Below are 15,882 nucleotides of genomic sequence, written 5' to 3' on the forward strand. Positions count from 1 at the left end.
AACTTTTAATTAAAGAGGTAAGAAATGAAAGTAATCAATAAAAATGACGCGGGCCGGGAACAAGAAATTCAGATGGAAAAACCGATTCGTGGGAAAGTGCCTAAGTCACAAGCGGGCGCTATCGAAATGTCAGCAATGATCGTCCTGTTGGTCGTGCTCATTCTGGGGGCCGGTGCGTTTTTTGCTTGGCCGAACATCAGCTATCGCCTGGATAAAGGTAGCTTCAACCAACAGCTCAGTCTTATCCAGCAAGCAGCAACCGACTATAAGAGCAGTGCTAGTGTTTACACTGGCATTAGCCTCACAGAGCTGTGTAACAAGAACCTCGTTAAGGGGGAGCTGTGCACCGTCGGAACTACCCCGTGGGGTGGGAAGTGGACTGTCGCAGCTGACACTGATCCATCCAAGATGGCTCTGACTGCTGACGTGAAAGATTCCAAAACTGCGGCGAACCTCAAGTTGGACATGGACCGGATTGATGGTTGGACTACCACCGTTACCGGTACTGCCGTGAAGATGGTGCGTTAATCTATGAAGCAGCGTGGAGTAATAGAGTTTGGAGCCATTATTCTTTTAACCAGCTTCATGCTGCTGGCTGCCCTCGCATTTAAATATGCGGTTCCATTTTTCTCAAATGAGAAAAACACTCAAAGTCTCGCCTATCAGGCGAGGCTTATTTCTACGGCCTTAACTGACGATTATTTTTTTAAGTGTTCAACTGGCACGGTAACCCAGGCTACTTGGAATGATTTGTCGTTGGTTGGGTTGGATAGAAACAAAGTCGCCGGCATCAGTAAGTACATCGTGGGATGGCAAGTTATTAACGACGAATCCCCCAAGGGGGAAATAACATTCGCGTTAAGCAATCCGGAAGTGTATCGCCTTATGACTCAGTTAACACCAGGCGTAAAAAGCGGGGTTCAATACAAATGGGTCTGGACTATAAACGACGATCGTTTTGATTCGTCAAGCACATATCTCAGGCTTTACAACAAAAGGTGTGGACGATGAGTGGCCCTAAAAAACAAAGTGGTATGGTCGAACTCTATGCGCTGATCCTCTTGGTTGTGCTTGGGGCTTTCATGGCCACAGCAAACCAATTCTTTAACATACAGAGGGAGAAGAACGAGGCAAAGGTGGCCAGCGAAACATTCAATATGTGGGTGGCCGCAGCGATGAATTATCGCGTAGATAAAGGTGGGTGGCCTAGTAATGCGTCGCAGCTGCTAGGTGTTTATATGCACAACACGGCATCAGCTATCAGCACGCCGTGGGGATCACAGTACCAAGTATCTATCGCTCCTGGGGATATGATACAGGTTTCGGTGGATGCAAAAGATAGAAAAAAAGCAGGGCGGATGGCGAGTGCGATCCCTCAATCAGCTATCACTGGTAATGTCGTTTCTGCAAGGTATGGGAAGCCAGGCTCAGAACCAGCTTTGAGCGCATTTCTTAAAAAGGATGGATCTACACCATTAGAAGCAGAATGGAACGTAGGGGGGCAAGGTATTAGCAATGTCAAAGACATATCTATTAGCAACTTGAACCGGACCGTTATCTCTGGCCTCAGCTTTTCCACTGTTCAGCTAAACTCACAACCCGTGAGTTTAGTTAACTGCCCGAGGGGAAGCCGGAAAATTACAGTTATCCCTCTTACATATAATAATAATGGATATCCATTCCGCAGCATTGGGGCTGTCGAAGGGCGGTGGGATGGTTCGCGGGCATTCGTGCGAGTTTGGGAAACTGATCAGAATGGAAATCAAGGTTGGGTTATACCAAATCCAGCCTCTGCGACAGTGGCGGTGCTGCAACAATGCAGCAAGTAATTCACCCGAAATAACCGGAATCAAATGGAGCTAAAATGAAATCAGTTAACGATAATGGCCTTTCTCGATACCGTGCCCGCTTGTTAATTGCGGCGTTGCTGGCTTGTTGCAGCGGGGCCGCAACGGCTGGCGTGGACGATGTGTGGGCGGCCTCTCCCGCCACGCAGGATACCCAGTGGGCACAAGCCAATTTAGCCACAGTGATCCCAGTGAATAACGGCGCAGGACTGCAATGGGGTGCCGAAGAGGTTCATAACGGAGTTAACTACTACGTGGATATTAACACCGGGGGGATCGGGCGCTGCCCTGATGGTTATGTACTGGTTGGCCTGATGGACACCGGAGACTTTAAATACGGAAGAGGCAAGCGAGATCATCACGAGTTGCTGTGTCGAAAGCTAACTGTCAGATAGCTAGATATTACCGTGACACATGAAAAAAGAGATAGGGGCTGTAGGCCCCTTTTCTCTCATAGGCTATAGCCTACAACTCTTTTGATCACTGGCGCCCCAGTCCAAATACCTTGGCCTTGAAGAGTTACAGTGTTCCCTGACTTACTGACATTGATCAGGCCATCATAGGGTCTATCTGCGTTCTCCCCTCCCCGGTTGTAGATTCGCACGTTTCCCCTCGCCACTGCTTCTTGTAGATCAAATGCGACTTGGGTAATCCCTCTTCCATCCAGGTCGAAAGAGACATACAGCATTGATACCGTGGAAGGTACCGAAACGCTTACTGTTGTCGTTGAACCGTTATATAGGTCCACTCGCCCGGACGTACTAGAGTTGGACGGAATGACATTGCCGGCATGTTGCTGCGCCCAAGCTGTGTCATTCGTCGAGGGGGCCGCATTCCATACATCATCCACGCCCGCCATTGCGAAATTGCAAAAACAAAATCCCAACATCGCCGCAACAGCTGACCCTTTATATCGAGAAAGGCCATTATGGGACTACCTGATGATCTGGCGGCATTGATAGTAAAACCAGTCATCCTCAGTACGGCGAAGCCCAACGAGAACATAGCCGTCAGGGCAACGAGACGTATATTCGCTATTGTCCTTATAGTCGTAGTTCGTTCTCCCGCTTTCTACTATCGGCCCTAGTAACGCCCCCCCGTTATTCACTGGGATCACTGTGGCTAAATTGGCTTGTGCCCACTGGGTATCCTGCGTGGCGGGAGAGGCCGCCCACACATCGTCCACGCCAGCCGTTGCGGCCCCGCTGCAACAAGCCAGCAACGCCGCAATTAACAAGCGGGCACGGTATCGAGAAAGGCCATTATTGCGATGCTCAGAAGGGAGCTGCCGGGTCGGCCCGTTCGCCGGCGTTGGCCATCGAGCAGCAGCGCGGCCAGCTTCCCCTTTGGTGCCCGATCCGGATTGCCCAGCGGCCCCTGGTGCGCTCCCTGGGCGCGTGCCCGGGATCAGCAGCTGCAGGTGATACCCTGGACGGTGCCGGCCACCCCGGGCCATCGAGGCGCTGCCCATGGCCACGTCTCTCCCTGGTACCGGATCCGGGCTGCCGGCAGGCCCTGCAGCACCGGGTGAGCTCGCGGTACCGATCAGCGGCTCGCCGGCGCCGGCTGCAGCAGGGTATCCAGTTCGCCGGCGTTGGCCATCGAGCAGCAGTGCGACCGCTTTCCCCTTTGGTGCCCGATCCGGATTGCCCAGCTGCACCTGGTGCGCTCCCTGGGCGCGTGCCCGGGATCTGCAGCTGCAGGGGCTGGCCATGTCTCTCCCTGGACGTCGCCGGCCGTCCCGCGCCATCGAGGCGCTGCCCATGGCCATGTCTCTCCCTGGTACCGGATCTGGGCTGCCGGCAGGCCCTGCAGCACCGGGTGAGCTCGCGGTACCGATCAGCGGCTCGCCGGCGCCGGCTGCAGCAGGGTATCCAGTTCGCCGGCGTTGGCCATCGAGCAGCAGTGCGACCGCTTTCCCCTTTGGTGCCCGATCCGGATTGCCCAGCTGCACCTGGTGCGCTCCCTGGGCGCGTGCCCGGGATCTGCAGTTGCAGGGGCTGGCCATGTCTCTCCCTGGTACCGGATCCGGACTACCGGCAGGCCCTGCAGCACCGGGTGAGCTCGCGGTACCGATCAGCAGCTCGCCGGCGCTGAGCTCGGCGGGGATCACCATGGCCACCACGTCGGCCGGGACCGGCCAGGCACCAAAGGGGAAGGGATCAGCGGGACACCGCCGCGCCGGCAGCGGCCCGCCGTTCTGCAGTACCTGGTACGCCACCGGGATCAGCAGCTGCAGGGGATGGCCAAGCTCGCCCTGGACGTCGCCGGCCGTCCCGCGCCATCGAGGCGCTGCCCATGGCCATGTCTCTCCCTGGTACCGGATCCGGGCTGTCGGCAGGCCTGCAGCAGTGGGTGAGCTCGCGGTACCCGCCAGCTGATCGGCAGGGTATCCGGTTCGCCGGCGTTGGCCATCGAGCAGCAGCGCGACCGCTTCCCCCTTTGGTGCCCGATCCGGATTGCCCAGCTGCACCTGGTGCGCTCCCGGGGGCGTGCCCGGGATCAGCTGCTGCAGGGGATGGCCAAGCTCGCCCTGGACGTCGCCGGCCGTCCCGCGCCATCGAGGCGCTGCCCATGGCCATGTCTCTCCCTGGTACCGGATCCGGGCTGCCGGCAGGCCCTGCAGCACCGGGTGAGCTCGCGGTACCGATCAGCAGCTCGCCGGCGCTGAGCTCGGCGGGGATCACCATGGCCACCACGTCGGCCGGGACCGGCCAGGCACCAAAGGGGAAGGGATCAGCGGGACACCGCCGCGCCGGCAGCGGCCCGCCGTTCTGCAGTACCTGGTACGCCACCGGGATCAGCAGCTGCAGAGGCTGGCCAGCTTCGCCCTGGACGCCGCCGGCCGTCCCGCGCCATCGAGGCGCTGCCCGTGGCCATGCCTCTCCCTGGTACCAGATCCGGGCTACCGGCAGGGCTGCAGCAGCGGGTGAGCTCGCGGTACCCGTCAGCGGCTCGCCGGCGCCGGCTGCAGCAGGGTATCCAGTTCGCCGGCGTTGGCCATCGAGCAGCAGCGCGGCCAGCTTCCCCTTTGGTGTCCGATCCGGATTGCCCAGCTGCACCTGGTGCGCTCCCTGGGCGCGTGCCAGGGATCAGCAGCGGCAGGGGCTGGCCAGCTTCGCCCTGGACGCCGCCGGCCGCCCCGGGCCATCGAGGCGCTGCCCATGGCCACGTCTCTCCCTGGTACCAGATCCGGATTGCCCAGCTGCACCTGGTGCGCTCCCGGGGGCGTGCTCGGGATCAGCAGCTGCAGGGGGTGGCCAGGCCCGCCCTGGACGTCGCCGGCGGTCCCGCGCCATCGAGGCGCTGCCCCATGGCCACGTCTCTCCCTGGTACCAGATCCGGGCTGCCGGCAGGCCTGCAGCACCGGGTGAGCGAGCGGTGCCGATAAGCAGCTCCACGGTGCCGGCCGCAGCAGGGGGTCCAGTGCCTCTCATTACCTTATTGCCCATTAATCATTTCAGGCATGAATTAGATTTACCGAGTTGGGGTGTGATGATACCTTAATAATACCTAGCATGATTAAGGGGTGGTATGAGGATTTCAGCAATTCAAAAGGATCTGCTCTTTGTGCTTTTTGCCATCGAGGTAAGAGGGGGCGCCGGTCCGGTTCCTGGGGTAAAGCTACTGAGGATGATCAACGCGTCTCGATCTGCCGAAGTTTTTCCGGCTAACTTCCGGGCGTCCTGCCATACCCTTGTTCATCACGGTTTGTTGCAGAAATACCGGTCTGAGTCGTTGAAGTTGGCTTTTTCGCTGACAGATGAAGGGCGAAAGAGAGCAGAGGCTATCTATTCCGCCCGCGTTGATGACGCCGGCACTTCTGCGTGACTGAAAACAGGTGTGTGCCAAGAATCACTGGTGGGTGATTATCCACCCCCCTGTCACAAAGTCCACTCGAAACCCTTTGGCGTATCGTGCGCACGATGTTATATTTAACTTGTCAAGGCGGGGATGGTCCTCCGTCGTTACCGAACAGAAGGAAGGTTCATGAAGCAATCCGATTTGGAGTACATCGGCAAGATCGAGGGGCGACATTCGTGGACTTACGGCGACGAGTGCTTCTATTGGACTGATGGGGCTAATGTCGTGACAAATGATCTGGCCGGAAAAACGCTATTTTGTCATGTCACGCTTGCGCCAAGGCAGCCCGGAGCTCCCCGCAGGATCAAATCTCTGACTAGAACTGACGCCAAACGCGCCATTGTCGCGGCACTGAATTTATAGAGGAAAATCATGAAGGAATCACCGTTTTTGACTCACCGCCACATCCTCTTGAATGGCTATGGCGCCGCAATCACCCTGCGGGGGATCACGCTATCGCTCTGGAATGGCCGCAATCACCCTGCGGACATGAGTCGCGTGGCCGGACTGGATGACCGGCACTTTGCTATCGCCCAGGAGTTGCTTGCCTGGTATCGCCAGCACGGCGAGAACGACCCAGATTTTATGGAGACAGGCCGAGACTGCGAAGCCATGGCCCTTGAAGCCAAAAGGCGGGAGGAGCAGCAACAAGCCTATGCCGGTTGGGAGCTCCTGGTTGAGCGGGAGCTAGGTAGTCGCGGCAAGCGAAAAGATCTGGCGTTTGATCGCTATGAGTGGTTTTTCGCCCGCTTCCAGCAAGGTTTAACCCCAGCCCAAGCCGCCGAGCAGGCCATTGCTCACGGCCTGGAATGAACATCGAGGAAAACGGACGATGGCTAAGACCTACCATTTTCAGAAATGGGGCTCCCTGTGGTGGCGCGATGGCCTGCCGATGTTTCTGGGCAGCAAGGAAATCACCCCGCACGGTTATGTGTGGTGGTATCCCTGGAATTGGGTTCTGTTCGTGGTGTTGCTGCTGAGAATGGCTGTCGTGGCCCCATATCGGAAACTGCGTAAGAGATAGAGAAAAACGGCTGGGTGGCCGCTACCAACGAACCCACCCAGCGCCACCGTTAGTAGGAATAAAATGCCGCCATGGGGCGGCATTTTCCTATCTATAAAATAGCGCCGGGGCGCGTGCCCGGGATCTGCAACTGCAGGCGCTGGCCACCCCGCGCCATCGAGGCGCTGCCCATGGCCACGTCTCTCCCTGGTACCGGATCCGGACTGCCGGCAGGCCCTGCAGCACCGGGTGAGCTCGCGGTACCCGCCAGCTGATCGGCGGCGCTGGCTGCAGCAGGGGGGCCAGTTCGTCGGCGCTGGCCATCGAGCAGCAGCGCGGCCAGCTTCCCCCTTTGGTGTCCGATCCGGATTGCCCAGCTGCACCGGGTGCGCTCCCTGGGCGCGTGCCCGGGATCAGCAGCGGCAGGGGCTGGCCAGCTTCGCCCTGGACGCCGCCGGCGGTCCCGCGCCATCGAGGCGCAGCCCCATGGCCACGTCTCTCCCTGGTACCGGATCCGGGCTGCCGGCAGGGCTGCAGCACCGGGTGAGCTCGCGGTACCCGTCAGCTGATCGGCGGCGCCGGCCGCAGCAGGGGGTCCAGTTCGCCGGCGCTGGCCATCGAGCAGCAGCGCGGCCAGCCCAAAAAACAAAGCCCCGCACGGGGCGGGGCTGGGAACCGTCCTCGTTCAACTAGACGGGGCTGTACTGGCATTCCGTGGCCAGCACATAGCGGCCATCATCCAGCTGAAAAATGGTCTTTGCTGGCTCACCCGCATCGTCCCTGACGCAAACGCCTTGGACGACATGAACATTGTCATGGTGAAACATCACCATGACTCGCTTCCCTAAAAGGCTCCCCTGCGGTGGGAAACTATCGTGCTTGATGTTGGCTGATATGCCCATGGTGTACTCCTTTTGTTTTTGTTTCAGTTCGCTGGAATGGCCATACTGCCCTTGCCCGAAATCAGCTGACGTTGTTCCCCCACTTGCTTGACCATCCAGGCTTCGCGGCGCGGTAGCCCCGGGTAGCCGGCCACCGGGTCGTCAACCAGCACCTCTACTACTTTGGTATCCGGGGCGATCACGATGCAATCGTGTCGGCTGGTATCGGTCAGGCACTGGCTGGTGCCGGCGATGGCGATAGCGACCTGCTTGCCGTCGATCTGTACCTGGTAGCCGGCGCGGATCTCGATTGGCTTGGACGGCTGGGCGCTGGCCATGTCCTCTATGGCGTCACAGCCCGCCAGCAGGCTGACCGCCACGACGGCACCGATAAGAGAAGCGTTACCTGTCTTCATTGATTTTCTCCAACCAGGTGTTGAGGTAGTGGGCGCAGTCCTCCACCAGGGCAGCAAAAAGCCCGTCTGACTCATCCCAATCTTGTTGGCGGGGGGTCAGTCTGGCGCTGCGGATCATCATCAATCGCTCAAACAGCGCATACGCCTCTTTGTTCGGCTGAGCCGAGCGGCCTATCTGGACAGGGATCAAGGCGGGGGGGCGATAGCTGGAGACGACAGACCGCGCCATCCAACAGGCAGACTCGCCCCCCTGCTCAAGGTGTTGGCGGATCTGCTCGAAAATCAGCAGCAGCTGTGCCCGCTTGCTGTCACTCATCATCACGTTTTCGCGGGGCATTCGGTTATTCTCCGATTCATATGCGACGCAGGGCTGCATCGAAGATACGAGGGGATAAGAGCACTACGGCCAGCACAACCAGGAAGCGCAGGCCTGGCTCAACAAGTTGCACCAAGGGTGCATCGGCAACCGCAGCCAGCATGTAAAGAACCACAAGTTGCAGACCTAGTGCCCAAGCAAGCGTTTTAGCGATGGTACGAATGATGTTACGCATACTGTAGATGGTCGAGTACAAGGCTGATTTTTTCATTTTGGTGTCTCCGTTAGATCGTTGTCCTGTTGGCTAGGGATAAATCGGCTGAAAAGCGACTGTTGCACCGAAGGCTGGAACGTAGTGGCAGACGCTGCAAGCGTTGCAACATCGTGTAGCCGATACTCTAGCCAAAAACAGGCCAGCGATCGGAGAGCACTACAAATCGGCCTGCTCGATTCCTTCTATTTCGGAGCCTGTTGCATTTAGCGCCTCATAGAGGGCTGTTTTTCCGACACCGATTACCGCCGCGGCTTCGCGAACGGTCAGATTTTTATCTCTAATAAGGCGTAATGCCCTGTCCAATTTGGCAGAGGTCATTACAGGGCGCCGACCCCCGCGTCGGCCTTTGGCGGCGGCAGTCGCCAGACCTGCTTTAGTTCGCTCCCTGATCAAATCACGCTCAAACTCTGCCAGAGTCGCAAAGAGATTGAACAGCAGCTTCCCGTTCCTGGTGGTTGTGTCTAACCCTGCATCAGTCAGCGAACGAAACGCAACACCTCGCTCTCGCAGCTGATCGACAGTTTGAACTAAATGGGCGAGCGAGCGGCCAAGCCTATCAATTTTCCAAACAACGAGTGTGTCCCCCTCTCGCAAATATGCGAGCGCCTTTTCTAGGCCCGGCCTGACTGATTTGACCGCGCTGGCCACATCAGTAAATACCTGATGGCAGCCTGCTTTCTTTAAAGAATCTATCTGCATGTCAAGTGATTGGTCAGCAGTAGAGACGCGGGCATAACCGATCAAAGTGCTCATGATGTCTATTGTGCTCACATCGTTCGGATCTCTCATCTGCAATCTCTTTCTTTTTGTCCGTTTATTGTCCGCAATCCTAAACCGTCCGTTAAACGTACACAAGGGTTATTTAACGGACAGATTTCAGCTGTCCGTTAAACGGTCGTTTAACGGACGGGGTATCCGTTAGTTGATCGGCAGCTCGGACCGGCCAAGCACCAAAGGGGAAGGGAACAGCGGGACACCGCCGCGCCGGCAGTGGCCCGGCGTTCTGCAGTACCTGGTACGCCATCGGGATCAGCAGCTGCAGGGGTTGGCCAGACTCGCCCTGGACGTCGCCGGCCGTCCCGGGCCATCGAGGCGCTGCCCGTGGCCATATCTCTCCCTGGTACCGGATCCAGACTGCCGGCAGGCCCTGCAGCACCGGGTGAGCTCGCGGTACCGATCAGTAGCTCGCCGGCGGGGATCACCATGGCCACCCGTCGGCCGGGACCAGCCAGGCACCAAAGGGGAAGGGATCAGCGGGACACCGCCGCGCCGGCAGCGGCCCGCCGTTCTGCAGCACCAGGTGCGCTCCCGGGGAACGTACCTGGGATCAGTCAATGTTATCCGTATGAAAATCACCTTTCAAAATCGTGCGCACGATGCTACATTAAAAGCTGTGGATACGGTTGCCGCTACCAACGAAAGACCACCTATCTATCCCCAAAAACAAGAGAATCACAGAATGAACGAATTAGTCAGAGACCCCAAGAAACACCCCGCCGCCGGGGATGTTTTGACTCGATTTGGAAGCACCAGGACGGTCATCAAAGTCATGAAAAACAGCAGGGGAACAATTACCCATGTGCTGTGCAGTGACACACATAAGGAGATAACGATCTCCAGTTGGCGAAACTGGACAAAAGATGACTGCACTGTTGTTTCACAGGGAATGGAAGGGGAGCAAAATGACAAAACCTAAAAAGGAGGAAGCTGGGCCAGCCGCGTTGGCAGAAAAACCGAAGCGCAACCGGCTGATGATTCAGTTTGAGGCTTGCGTTATTGAGTTTGACTTCGCTAAAGATAACAACGACCACCAAACAGAGCTACTGGCCTTGGGTGGTGCACGTCAGATATATTGGCTATTGCTGGCTGCTGGTAATACAGATTGCGCAAAAGATATTGCAGCATGGTGGAGAAACGCAGCCCCAAAACACAACCTGAGTAAAGATATTTGAACATTGATGTGAGGTGTGAATTGAATTCAAAAAAGGAAATTGTTGATGACCGGTACTAAGAGAGGCCCAATTCAAAAGGCTGCTGACCAACGATATGAAAAAAAACGTTCCGGGATGCCCCGTCTGCCTGGTGGATACCTGACCCAAGAAGAAGCAGAGCTATTGGATGAAATGGCTGCCATCTATGGTTCCAAAAAGGTTGCAATATTCAAGGGCCTGGAGTTGCTTAAAAACATTAAAGAAAAAACACCAGAAAGCCCTTGATTTATCGTGCGCACGATTTTACAATGGGTACAGTTAATAAAAACCATATGAAAGGGAATTACAAAATGAAAAAAACGATTCTGGCTCTGTCTATGATGGCGGCAATTTCACCAGCTCACGCTATATGGCAAGGTGAGTCTCTGATCGCATCCGACAACCCGCAAGTCGTTAAATTGAACAATTGTTCAGGCACGGTCATTGGTAATAAATACGTCCTCACAGCTGGGCATTGCGGCGATGGAGCTGGTACCAACGCTGTCGATGGTAATGGCAAGGTCGTGCAAGTGACCAAGACGCACCTCAATCCCCTCTATGACGCTTCAGTTGCTCGAATTTATGACGTCGCCTTGTGGGAACTGGCCACCCCTATGACCTCTGGCTTTTTGAGTGCAAGCGAACCAGCCAAAGATGCAATGAGCAGCATCAGCGGCTGGGAAGGTGGCACCTTGAAAAAAGCAGAATTGAAGGCCCTTGGCCCCGTTAACCCTCTGTTTTCCGAAGATGCGTTCGAACTGCTTTATGACCCAGCCAATGGTATTGGCTCTGGTATGAGTCGCCCTGGTGATTCTGGCGGCCCCTGCTACACACAGGATGGCGTTTGGGGAACCATCCATGGCGCCGGCGGCCAAGGTGACGGCACTTACATCCAAGTGTGCCAGCGAGTGACAAACGCCAATACACGACAGTGGATCTTAGAAACTGTTAATGGGTGGTCTTACCCTTTGGAATTGAAGGGTGATGGCGCCGTTTCGGTAAAAGTTCAGAGCGTTCATGCTGGTGCAGAGGCGTTTACTCCGTGGGTTGAGGGCAATGTCGAGCTCATATCAAATAGCTGCTCCGGCGGGATTGTTGACCCCCTTGCTGTTTGCAACCTCACTGTTAAAGGGAGCGGAAAGCTTTATTTGACTGCCCAAGATGTGATTGAAATAAACAAGCAAGTGGAGCCGCCTCAGCCTCCCACACCGGAAGAAAATGGCGGTGGCGGTGGCGGTGGTTCATCCAGCCCGGTCATGCTGGCAATGATGGCAATGGCTGCAATTCTCCGTCGGCTTATCAAATAAAGGGGCTGAAAGTGAAAAAAATATTATTTTTAATTGGTGCGCTGTCGTGCTCAGGAGCATACGCAGAAGTTTTTACGGGGACTATTACGTATGTCTTTGATGGCATCAGTGGCGTAGTACCATTCTCTGTGGAGGAAGGAAAAGAGATTTCTTTGAAAGACAACTTTTCCATGACCCCTTACACTTCCGCTATAGTACGCGGAGAGAAAAAAACTGAAATATTCCGCCAGGGTGGAGACTTTACAATACAGCTTCGATCACAAGGGGATAGTAACGTCCTGACCGCCTATAGCTTGAAGTTGACCAGACTTGAAAGCATGAACAGTTTCAGCGTCCAAAAATACGGTATCGACTTGCCAACTTCTAGGCATGTAGAGAACGGGGGGCACGACATATTGACTCGCGGCGTCAAGCACACTGTTTATGATAACTATAATGCGATGGTTACTGTCCTGATCAACTAGAACGTACATCCAGCCCCAGTCGAAAAAGCTGGGGTTATTAATTCTTATGGTGCCGCTATATGTTTTCATCCAAAAGCTTGATGGTAATATTTTTCTCATTGGCAAGTTGTCTAACTATGGCAGCTACCAAAGATGCAAACCATTCTAATGGTCACAACATCCCATATATCGAGTGCTTTAATGAAGCGGTAACGGAATATGGCGTTGAGTTGCCACTACTTGTTGCAATAGCAGAAAAGGAAAGTGGATTCAACCCAAGAGCTATCAACAATAAAAATGCTGACGGTTCCTTTGATATTGGGATAATGCAAATTAACTCCTCTTGGATAAAGGGCAAATATATAAAGGAGCATTTTTATGAACCATGTTTTAACATAAAATTCGGTGCCTATGTTTTATCTGACAACCTAGCAAGATGGGGGAAAAATTGGCGCGGCGTTGGTAAATACAATGCAAGAACTCCAAGCAAGGGGTATGTATACACAACCGACTTATATCCTCGATATATCAAGTATGTTGAATTAATCTCCAACCAGGATTTCGGAAAAGTAAAAAACTAGCGCCACATAAAACGAACTAAAGACGGCGAGTTGAGCGAGACGATCAGCGTAGCAGGAGGAAGGAAAGTTAACGATGCGAAGGCGTTAATGTGCTTGCCTAGCAGAACCGCTTAGCCAATAATATAGCCCACAGACTATCATCATGGTTATAGAGGGAGATCAATGAGCGCACTCGACAAAGACCGGCCAACCGACTTACCGCTTGAAGAACAAGACGAATACGAGTCGCCAGATTATCTGGCTGCCCCCAAGAGAGGACAAGGGGTGCGGCGCCTTAATCATCTACCGTTAATCGCCGTAGGGGGCGTTATTCTGCTCGCGGTAGCGGGGGTCAGTTATACATTTTTCCAGCGTCAAGCCGAGCAGGCAGCCCCGAAGCCAGAAGTGAACACTCCACCCATAGTAGCATCAGTGGCAACTCCTCCAGTACAACCGGAAGTCCAAGTCGATGAACCTCCAGCTCCCCAGATACAGTCCACTACACCGCAGATGACAGACAACAAGGAGCAGTCTGTTGCACCAACAGCATCACCCGAAGCACTGGAACGCCGATATAGGCAGATCCAGCAAGCAGAAGATAAGCGATTGGCCAAATGGGATGAGGCGCTGAGTGGTGACCCTTCTGTGCAAGGGTTCAACACCAAAAGCGGGCCTACCAGCGGTACGCAGACAGTGGCTATGCAGCAGGGCGGTAATCGCGTGAGCGCAGATTCTTTAATGAATCGTTATTTGGCCGCAAATGGCCAGCCTTCATTAGGGGCAGGAATGGGGGGGGGCGATGGCAGCGGCAGTAGCATGGCAGCTGAAAATCAGCAGGATCGAAAACAGGCCTTCCTCGCCGGCACTCCAGAAGCTGAGATCTATTTGGCCAGGGAGAGAAAGGCGGCCGTCGCTCCGTCTCAGGAGATCAAAGCTGGCTGGGTTATTCCTGGCGTAATGATCTCTGGCATTAACTCTGACCTGCCTGGCCAAATCATCGGGCAAGTGCGCTCTGCTGTATACGATACAGCTACTGGCACGCAATGCCTTATCCCCCCAGGTTCTAGGCTTGTCGGTACCTACGATAGTGGTGTCACTCTTGGTCAAGAACGAGCTCTTGCAGTTTGGCGCCGGATCATCTATCCCGATGGTTCCTCACTCTCAATCGACAATATGCCTGGTGCTGATATGGGTGGCTACGCTGGTTTCAAAGACCAGGTAAATAACCACTATGCGCGTATATTCGGAAGTGGTTTGCTGCTCTCGGTCTTCTCTGCAGGCATACAGCTTTCACAGCCACAAGCCAGCAACGGAGAGAATACCAATAGCTCACAGATTATCGCTGCCTCTATTGGTCAGCAGATGGGCCAGCTAGGTATGCAAATGGCACAACGCAATATGAACATTCAGCCAACGCTAGAAATTCGCCCGGGATACGAGTTCAACATCATGGTCACCAAGGACATTATCCTACCTACCTGGGAAGGCCATCCCATGGCAGGAAATAACGGTGGTGGTTGCAACTAATAATGGATAAACACACCGATATGGAAAAATTTACGAACGGTTTCATCCAGTTGGTAAAAAAAGAAAACGGTGATGTGCTGGCCCAACGTAAGGGGGCACAACATCAGTTGAACTACTTTGCCAAATGCACATGGAATGTAACAGATGATTTGGAGTTGCGCTTCGTTGAAAAAACTGAGTTAGCGCACCCAATTAAGTTCTTCAAAGCACTCCACAAAGAAACTATTGTCTCAGTCTTTGCTAATGATCTCGGCAATAAGATGCCGACTAAAATCCCGGCTGCATGGACTGGAACAGTCGCCGATTTTGAGCTGCTAGATAATCAGTGGTGGGTGTGGGATGCTTACACCCAAGATGGGGAATGGGTCGGCACATCTGAACTTTAACCCCTAAGAGCAGGGGCCAATTCGCCGACAGCAGAACGGCCTTCATGAATGTGAACAAAATGCCGCCTTTTAGGCGGCATTTGTCTATCTGTAGCCACGCCATCGAGGCGCAGCCCATGGCCACGTCTCTCCCTGGTACCGGATCCGGACTACCGGCAGGCCCTGCAGCAGTGGGTGAGCTCGCGGTACCCGCCAGCTGATCGGCAGGGTATCCGGTTCGCCGGCGTTGGCCATCGAGCAGCAGCGCGGCCAGCTTCCCCTTTGGTGCCCGATCCGGATTGCCCAGCGGCCCCTGGTGCGCTCCCTGGGCGCGTGCCCGGGATCAGCAGCTGCAGGTGATACCCTGGACGGTGCCGGCCACCCCGGGCCATCGAGGCGCTGCCCATGGCCACGTCTCTCCCTGGTACCGGATCCGGGCTGCCGGCAGGCCCTGCAGCACCGGGTGAGCTCGCGGTACCGATCAGCGGCTCGCCGGCGCCGGCTGCAGCAGGGTATCCAGTTCGCCGGCGTTGGCCATCGAGCAGCAGTGCGGCAGCTTTCCCCTTTGGTGCCCGATCCGGATTGCCCAGCTGCACCTGGTGCGCTCCCTGGGCGCGTGCCCGGGATCTGCAGCTGCAGGGGTTGGCCATGTCTCTCCCTGGACGTCGCCGGCCGTCCCGCGCCATCGAGGCGCTGCCCATGGCCACGTCTCTCCCTGGTACCGGATCCGGGCTGTCGGCAGGCCCTGCAGCAGTGGGTGAGCTCGCGGTACCCGCCAGCTGATCGGCAGGGTATCCGGTTCGCCGGCGTTGGCCATCGAGCAGCAGCGCGACCGCTTCCCCCTTTGGTGCCCGATCCGGATTGCCCAGCTGCACCTGGTGCGCTCCCGGGGGCGTGCCCGGGATCAGCTGCTGCAGGGGATGGCCAGGCACGCCCTGGACGTCGCCGGCCGTCCCGGGCCATCGAGGCGCTGCCCATGGCCATGTCTCTCCCTGGTACCGGATCCGGACTACCGGCAGGCCCTGCAGCAGTGGGTGAGCTCGCGGTACCGATCAGCAGCTCGCCGGCGCTGAGCTCGGCGGGGATCACCATGGCCACCACGTCGGCCG

General features: G+C 55.9%; 20 protein-coding genes. 15 read left to right on the forward strand and 5 right to left on the reverse strand.

What is annotated here, in order from left to right; all coding sequences use genetic code 11:
* The first annotated feature begins 24 nt into the window (after nt 1–24).
* From HB860_RS21500 to HB860_RS21530, 7 genes are all read left to right on the forward strand, one after another.
* Nucleotides 25–528 (forward strand): hypothetical protein, encoded by a 504-nt coding sequence (locus HB860_RS21500; RefSeq protein ID WP_247627906.1) that lies wholly within the window; start codon nt 25–27, stop codon nt 526–528.
* A 3-nt stretch (nt 529–531) separates the two neighbouring features.
* The gene (locus HB860_RS21505) at nt 532–1,011 is read left to right on the forward strand and encodes a hypothetical protein (RefSeq protein ID WP_247627907.1); all 480 of its coding nucleotides are present in this window, start codon (nt 532–534) and stop codon (nt 1,009–1,011) included.
* Nucleotides 1,008–1,829: a hypothetical protein gene (locus tag HB860_RS21510; protein ID WP_247627908.1), complete on the forward strand. Its 822-nt coding sequence runs from the start codon at nt 1,008–1,010 to the stop codon at nt 1,827–1,829. Before HB860_RS21505 ends, HB860_RS21510 begins: the two co-directional genes overlap by 4 nt.
* Nucleotides 1,830–1,864: 35 nt before the next feature.
* Nucleotides 1,865–2,242, forward strand: a complete 378-nt coding sequence (locus HB860_RS21515) for a hypothetical protein (protein ID WP_247627909.1) — start codon at nt 1,865–1,867, stop codon at nt 2,240–2,242.
* 3,595 nt (nt 2,243–5,837) lie between these two features.
* On the forward strand, nt 5,838–6,074 hold the full coding sequence (locus HB860_RS21520) for a hypothetical protein (RefSeq protein WP_247627910.1): 237 nt from the start codon (nt 5,838–5,840) through the stop codon (nt 6,072–6,074).
* Nucleotides 6,075–6,083: 9 nt separating this feature from the next.
* Complete coding sequence (locus tag HB860_RS21525; protein ID WP_247627911.1) at nt 6,084–6,524, forward strand: hypothetical protein; 441 nt, start codon at nt 6,084–6,086, stop codon at nt 6,522–6,524.
* A gap of 19 nt (nt 6,525–6,543) precedes the next feature.
* A complete protein-coding gene (locus tag HB860_RS21530; protein ID WP_247627912.1) occupies nt 6,544–6,735 on the forward strand; it encodes a hypothetical protein in 192 nt (63 codons plus the stop codon).
* 668 nt (nt 6,736–7,403) lie between these two features.
* Here the strand turns inward: HB860_RS21530 and HB860_RS21535 are convergent.
* The 5 genes from HB860_RS21535 to HB860_RS21555 all read right to left on the reverse strand — a co-directional run bounded on the left by HB860_RS21535 (nt 7,404) and on the right by HB860_RS21555 (nt 9,390).
* Entirely contained in the window at nt 7,404–7,616 is a 213-nt protein-coding gene (locus HB860_RS21535) for a hypothetical protein (protein WP_247627913.1), read from the reverse strand.
* A 23-nt stretch (nt 7,617–7,639) separates the two neighbouring features.
* The gene (locus HB860_RS21540) at nt 7,640–8,011 is read right to left on the reverse strand and encodes a hypothetical protein (RefSeq protein WP_247627914.1); all 372 of its coding nucleotides are present in this window, start codon (nt 8,009–8,011) and stop codon (nt 7,640–7,642) included.
* Nucleotides 7,998–8,348: a hypothetical protein gene (locus HB860_RS21545; RefSeq protein WP_247627915.1), complete on the reverse strand. Its 351-nt coding sequence runs from the start codon at nt 8,346–8,348 to the stop codon at nt 7,998–8,000. Before HB860_RS21545 ends, HB860_RS21540 begins: the two co-directional genes overlap by 14 nt.
* Nucleotides 8,349–8,364: 16 nt before the next feature.
* Nucleotides 8,365–8,598 carry a hypothetical protein gene (locus tag HB860_RS21550; protein WP_247627916.1) on the reverse strand — a complete coding sequence of 78 codons (234 nt, stop codon included), beginning with the start codon at nt 8,596–8,598 and terminating at the stop codon, nt 8,365–8,367.
* Nucleotides 8,599–8,757: 159 nt separating this feature from the next.
* Nucleotides 8,758–9,390 (reverse strand): recombinase family protein, encoded by a 633-nt coding sequence (locus HB860_RS21555; protein ID WP_282101309.1) that lies wholly within the window; start codon nt 9,388–9,390, stop codon nt 8,758–8,760.
* A 556-nt stretch (nt 9,391–9,946) separates the two neighbouring features.
* Between HB860_RS21555 and HB860_RS21560 the strand changes: the two genes are divergently transcribed.
* The 8 genes from HB860_RS21560 (at nt 9,947) to HB860_RS21595 (ending at nt 14,794) form a co-directional block, all read left to right on the forward strand.
* Nucleotides 9,947–10,297: a hypothetical protein gene (locus tag HB860_RS21560; protein ID WP_247627917.1), complete on the forward strand. Its 351-nt coding sequence runs from the start codon at nt 9,947–9,949 to the stop codon at nt 10,295–10,297.
* Nucleotides 10,284–10,553 (forward strand): hypothetical protein, encoded by a 270-nt coding sequence (locus tag HB860_RS21565; RefSeq protein ID WP_247627918.1) that lies wholly within the window; start codon nt 10,284–10,286, stop codon nt 10,551–10,553. Before HB860_RS21560 ends, HB860_RS21565 begins: the two co-directional genes overlap by 14 nt.
* A 45-nt stretch (nt 10,554–10,598) precedes the next feature.
* Nucleotides 10,599–10,817, forward strand: a complete 219-nt coding sequence (locus HB860_RS21570) for a hypothetical protein (protein ID WP_247627919.1) — start codon at nt 10,599–10,601, stop codon at nt 10,815–10,817.
* 23 nt (nt 10,818–10,840) lie between these two features.
* On the forward strand, nt 10,841–11,878 hold the full coding sequence (locus tag HB860_RS21575; RefSeq protein ID WP_247627920.1) for a trypsin-like serine protease: 1,038 nt from the start codon (nt 10,841–10,843) through the stop codon (nt 11,876–11,878).
* An 11-nt stretch (nt 11,879–11,889) separates the two neighbouring features.
* Nucleotides 11,890–12,342: a hypothetical protein gene (locus HB860_RS21580; protein ID WP_247627921.1), complete on the forward strand. Its 453-nt coding sequence runs from the start codon at nt 11,890–11,892 to the stop codon at nt 12,340–12,342.
* 116 nt (nt 12,343–12,458) lie between these two features.
* Nucleotides 12,459–12,902: a lytic transglycosylase domain-containing protein gene (locus HB860_RS21585; RefSeq protein WP_247627922.1), complete on the forward strand. Its 444-nt coding sequence runs from the start codon at nt 12,459–12,461 to the stop codon at nt 12,900–12,902.
* Between the two features lie 162 nt (nt 12,903–13,064).
* Complete coding sequence (locus HB860_RS21590) at nt 13,065–14,408, forward strand: TrbI/VirB10 family protein (protein WP_247627923.1); 1,344 nt, start codon at nt 13,065–13,067, stop codon at nt 14,406–14,408.
* A 2-nt stretch (nt 14,409–14,410) separates the two neighbouring features.
* Nucleotides 14,411–14,794 (forward strand): hypothetical protein, encoded by a 384-nt coding sequence (locus HB860_RS21595; RefSeq protein WP_247627924.1) that lies wholly within the window; start codon nt 14,411–14,413, stop codon nt 14,792–14,794.
* The last annotated feature ends 1,088 nt before the right edge of the window (nt 14,795–15,882 follow it).

The sequence above is a fragment of the Aeromonas genomosp. paramedia genome, from assembly GCF_023093515.1.
Lineage (GTDB): Bacteria > Pseudomonadota > Gammaproteobacteria > Enterobacterales > Aeromonadaceae > Aeromonas.

Bases quoted from the DNA above. Each gene is read 5' to 3' on its own strand.
- HB860_RS21500 (WP_247627906.1), top strand. From the start codon at position 25: ATGAAAGTAATCAATAAAAATGACGCGGGCCGGGAACAAGAAATTCAG.
- HB860_RS21505 (WP_247627907.1), top strand. From the start codon at position 532: ATGAAGCAGCGTGGAGTAATAGAGTTTGGAGCCATTATTCTTTTAACC.
- HB860_RS21510 (WP_247627908.1), top strand. From the start codon at position 1,008: ATGAGTGGCCCTAAAAAACAAAGTGGTATGGTCGAACTCTATGCGCTG.
- HB860_RS21515 (WP_247627909.1), top strand. From the start codon at position 1,865: ATGAAATCAGTTAACGATAATGGCCTTTCTCGATACCGTGCCCGCTTG.
- HB860_RS21520 (WP_247627910.1), top strand. From the start codon at position 5,838: ATGAAGCAATCCGATTTGGAGTACATCGGCAAGATCGAGGGGCGACAT.
- HB860_RS21525 (WP_247627911.1), top strand. From the start codon at position 6,084: ATGAAGGAATCACCGTTTTTGACTCACCGCCACATCCTCTTGAATGGC.
- HB860_RS21530 (WP_247627912.1), top strand. From the start codon at position 6,544: ATGGCTAAGACCTACCATTTTCAGAAATGGGGCTCCCTGTGGTGGCGC.
- HB860_RS21535 (WP_247627913.1), bottom strand. From the start codon at position 7,616: ATGGGCATATCAGCCAACATCAAGCACGATAGTTTCCCACCGCAGGGG.
- HB860_RS21540 (WP_247627914.1), bottom strand. From the start codon at position 8,011: ATGAAGACAGGTAACGCTTCTCTTATCGGTGCCGTCGTGGCGGTCAGC.
- HB860_RS21545 (WP_247627915.1), bottom strand. From the start codon at position 8,348: ATGCCCCGCGAAAACGTGATGATGAGTGACAGCAAGCGGGCACAGCTG.
- HB860_RS21550 (WP_247627916.1), bottom strand. From the start codon at position 8,598: ATGAAAAAATCAGCCTTGTACTCGACCATCTACAGTATGCGTAACATC.
- HB860_RS21555 (WP_282101309.1), bottom strand. From the start codon at position 9,390: ATGAGAGATCCGAACGATGTGAGCACAATAGACATCATGAGCACTTTG.
- HB860_RS21560 (WP_247627917.1), top strand. From the start codon at position 9,947: ATGAAAATCACCTTTCAAAATCGTGCGCACGATGCTACATTAAAAGCT.
- HB860_RS21565 (WP_247627918.1), top strand. From the start codon at position 10,284: ATGACAAAACCTAAAAAGGAGGAAGCTGGGCCAGCCGCGTTGGCAGAA.
- HB860_RS21570 (WP_247627919.1), top strand. From the start codon at position 10,599: ATGACCGGTACTAAGAGAGGCCCAATTCAAAAGGCTGCTGACCAACGA.
- HB860_RS21575 (WP_247627920.1), top strand. From the start codon at position 10,841: ATGGGTACAGTTAATAAAAACCATATGAAAGGGAATTACAAAATGAAA.
- HB860_RS21585 (WP_247627922.1), top strand. From the start codon at position 12,459: ATGGCAGCTACCAAAGATGCAAACCATTCTAATGGTCACAACATCCCA.
- HB860_RS21590 (WP_247627923.1), top strand. From the start codon at position 13,065: ATGAGCGCACTCGACAAAGACCGGCCAACCGACTTACCGCTTGAAGAA.
- HB860_RS21595 (WP_247627924.1), top strand. From the start codon at position 14,411: ATGGATAAACACACCGATATGGAAAAATTTACGAACGGTTTCATCCAG.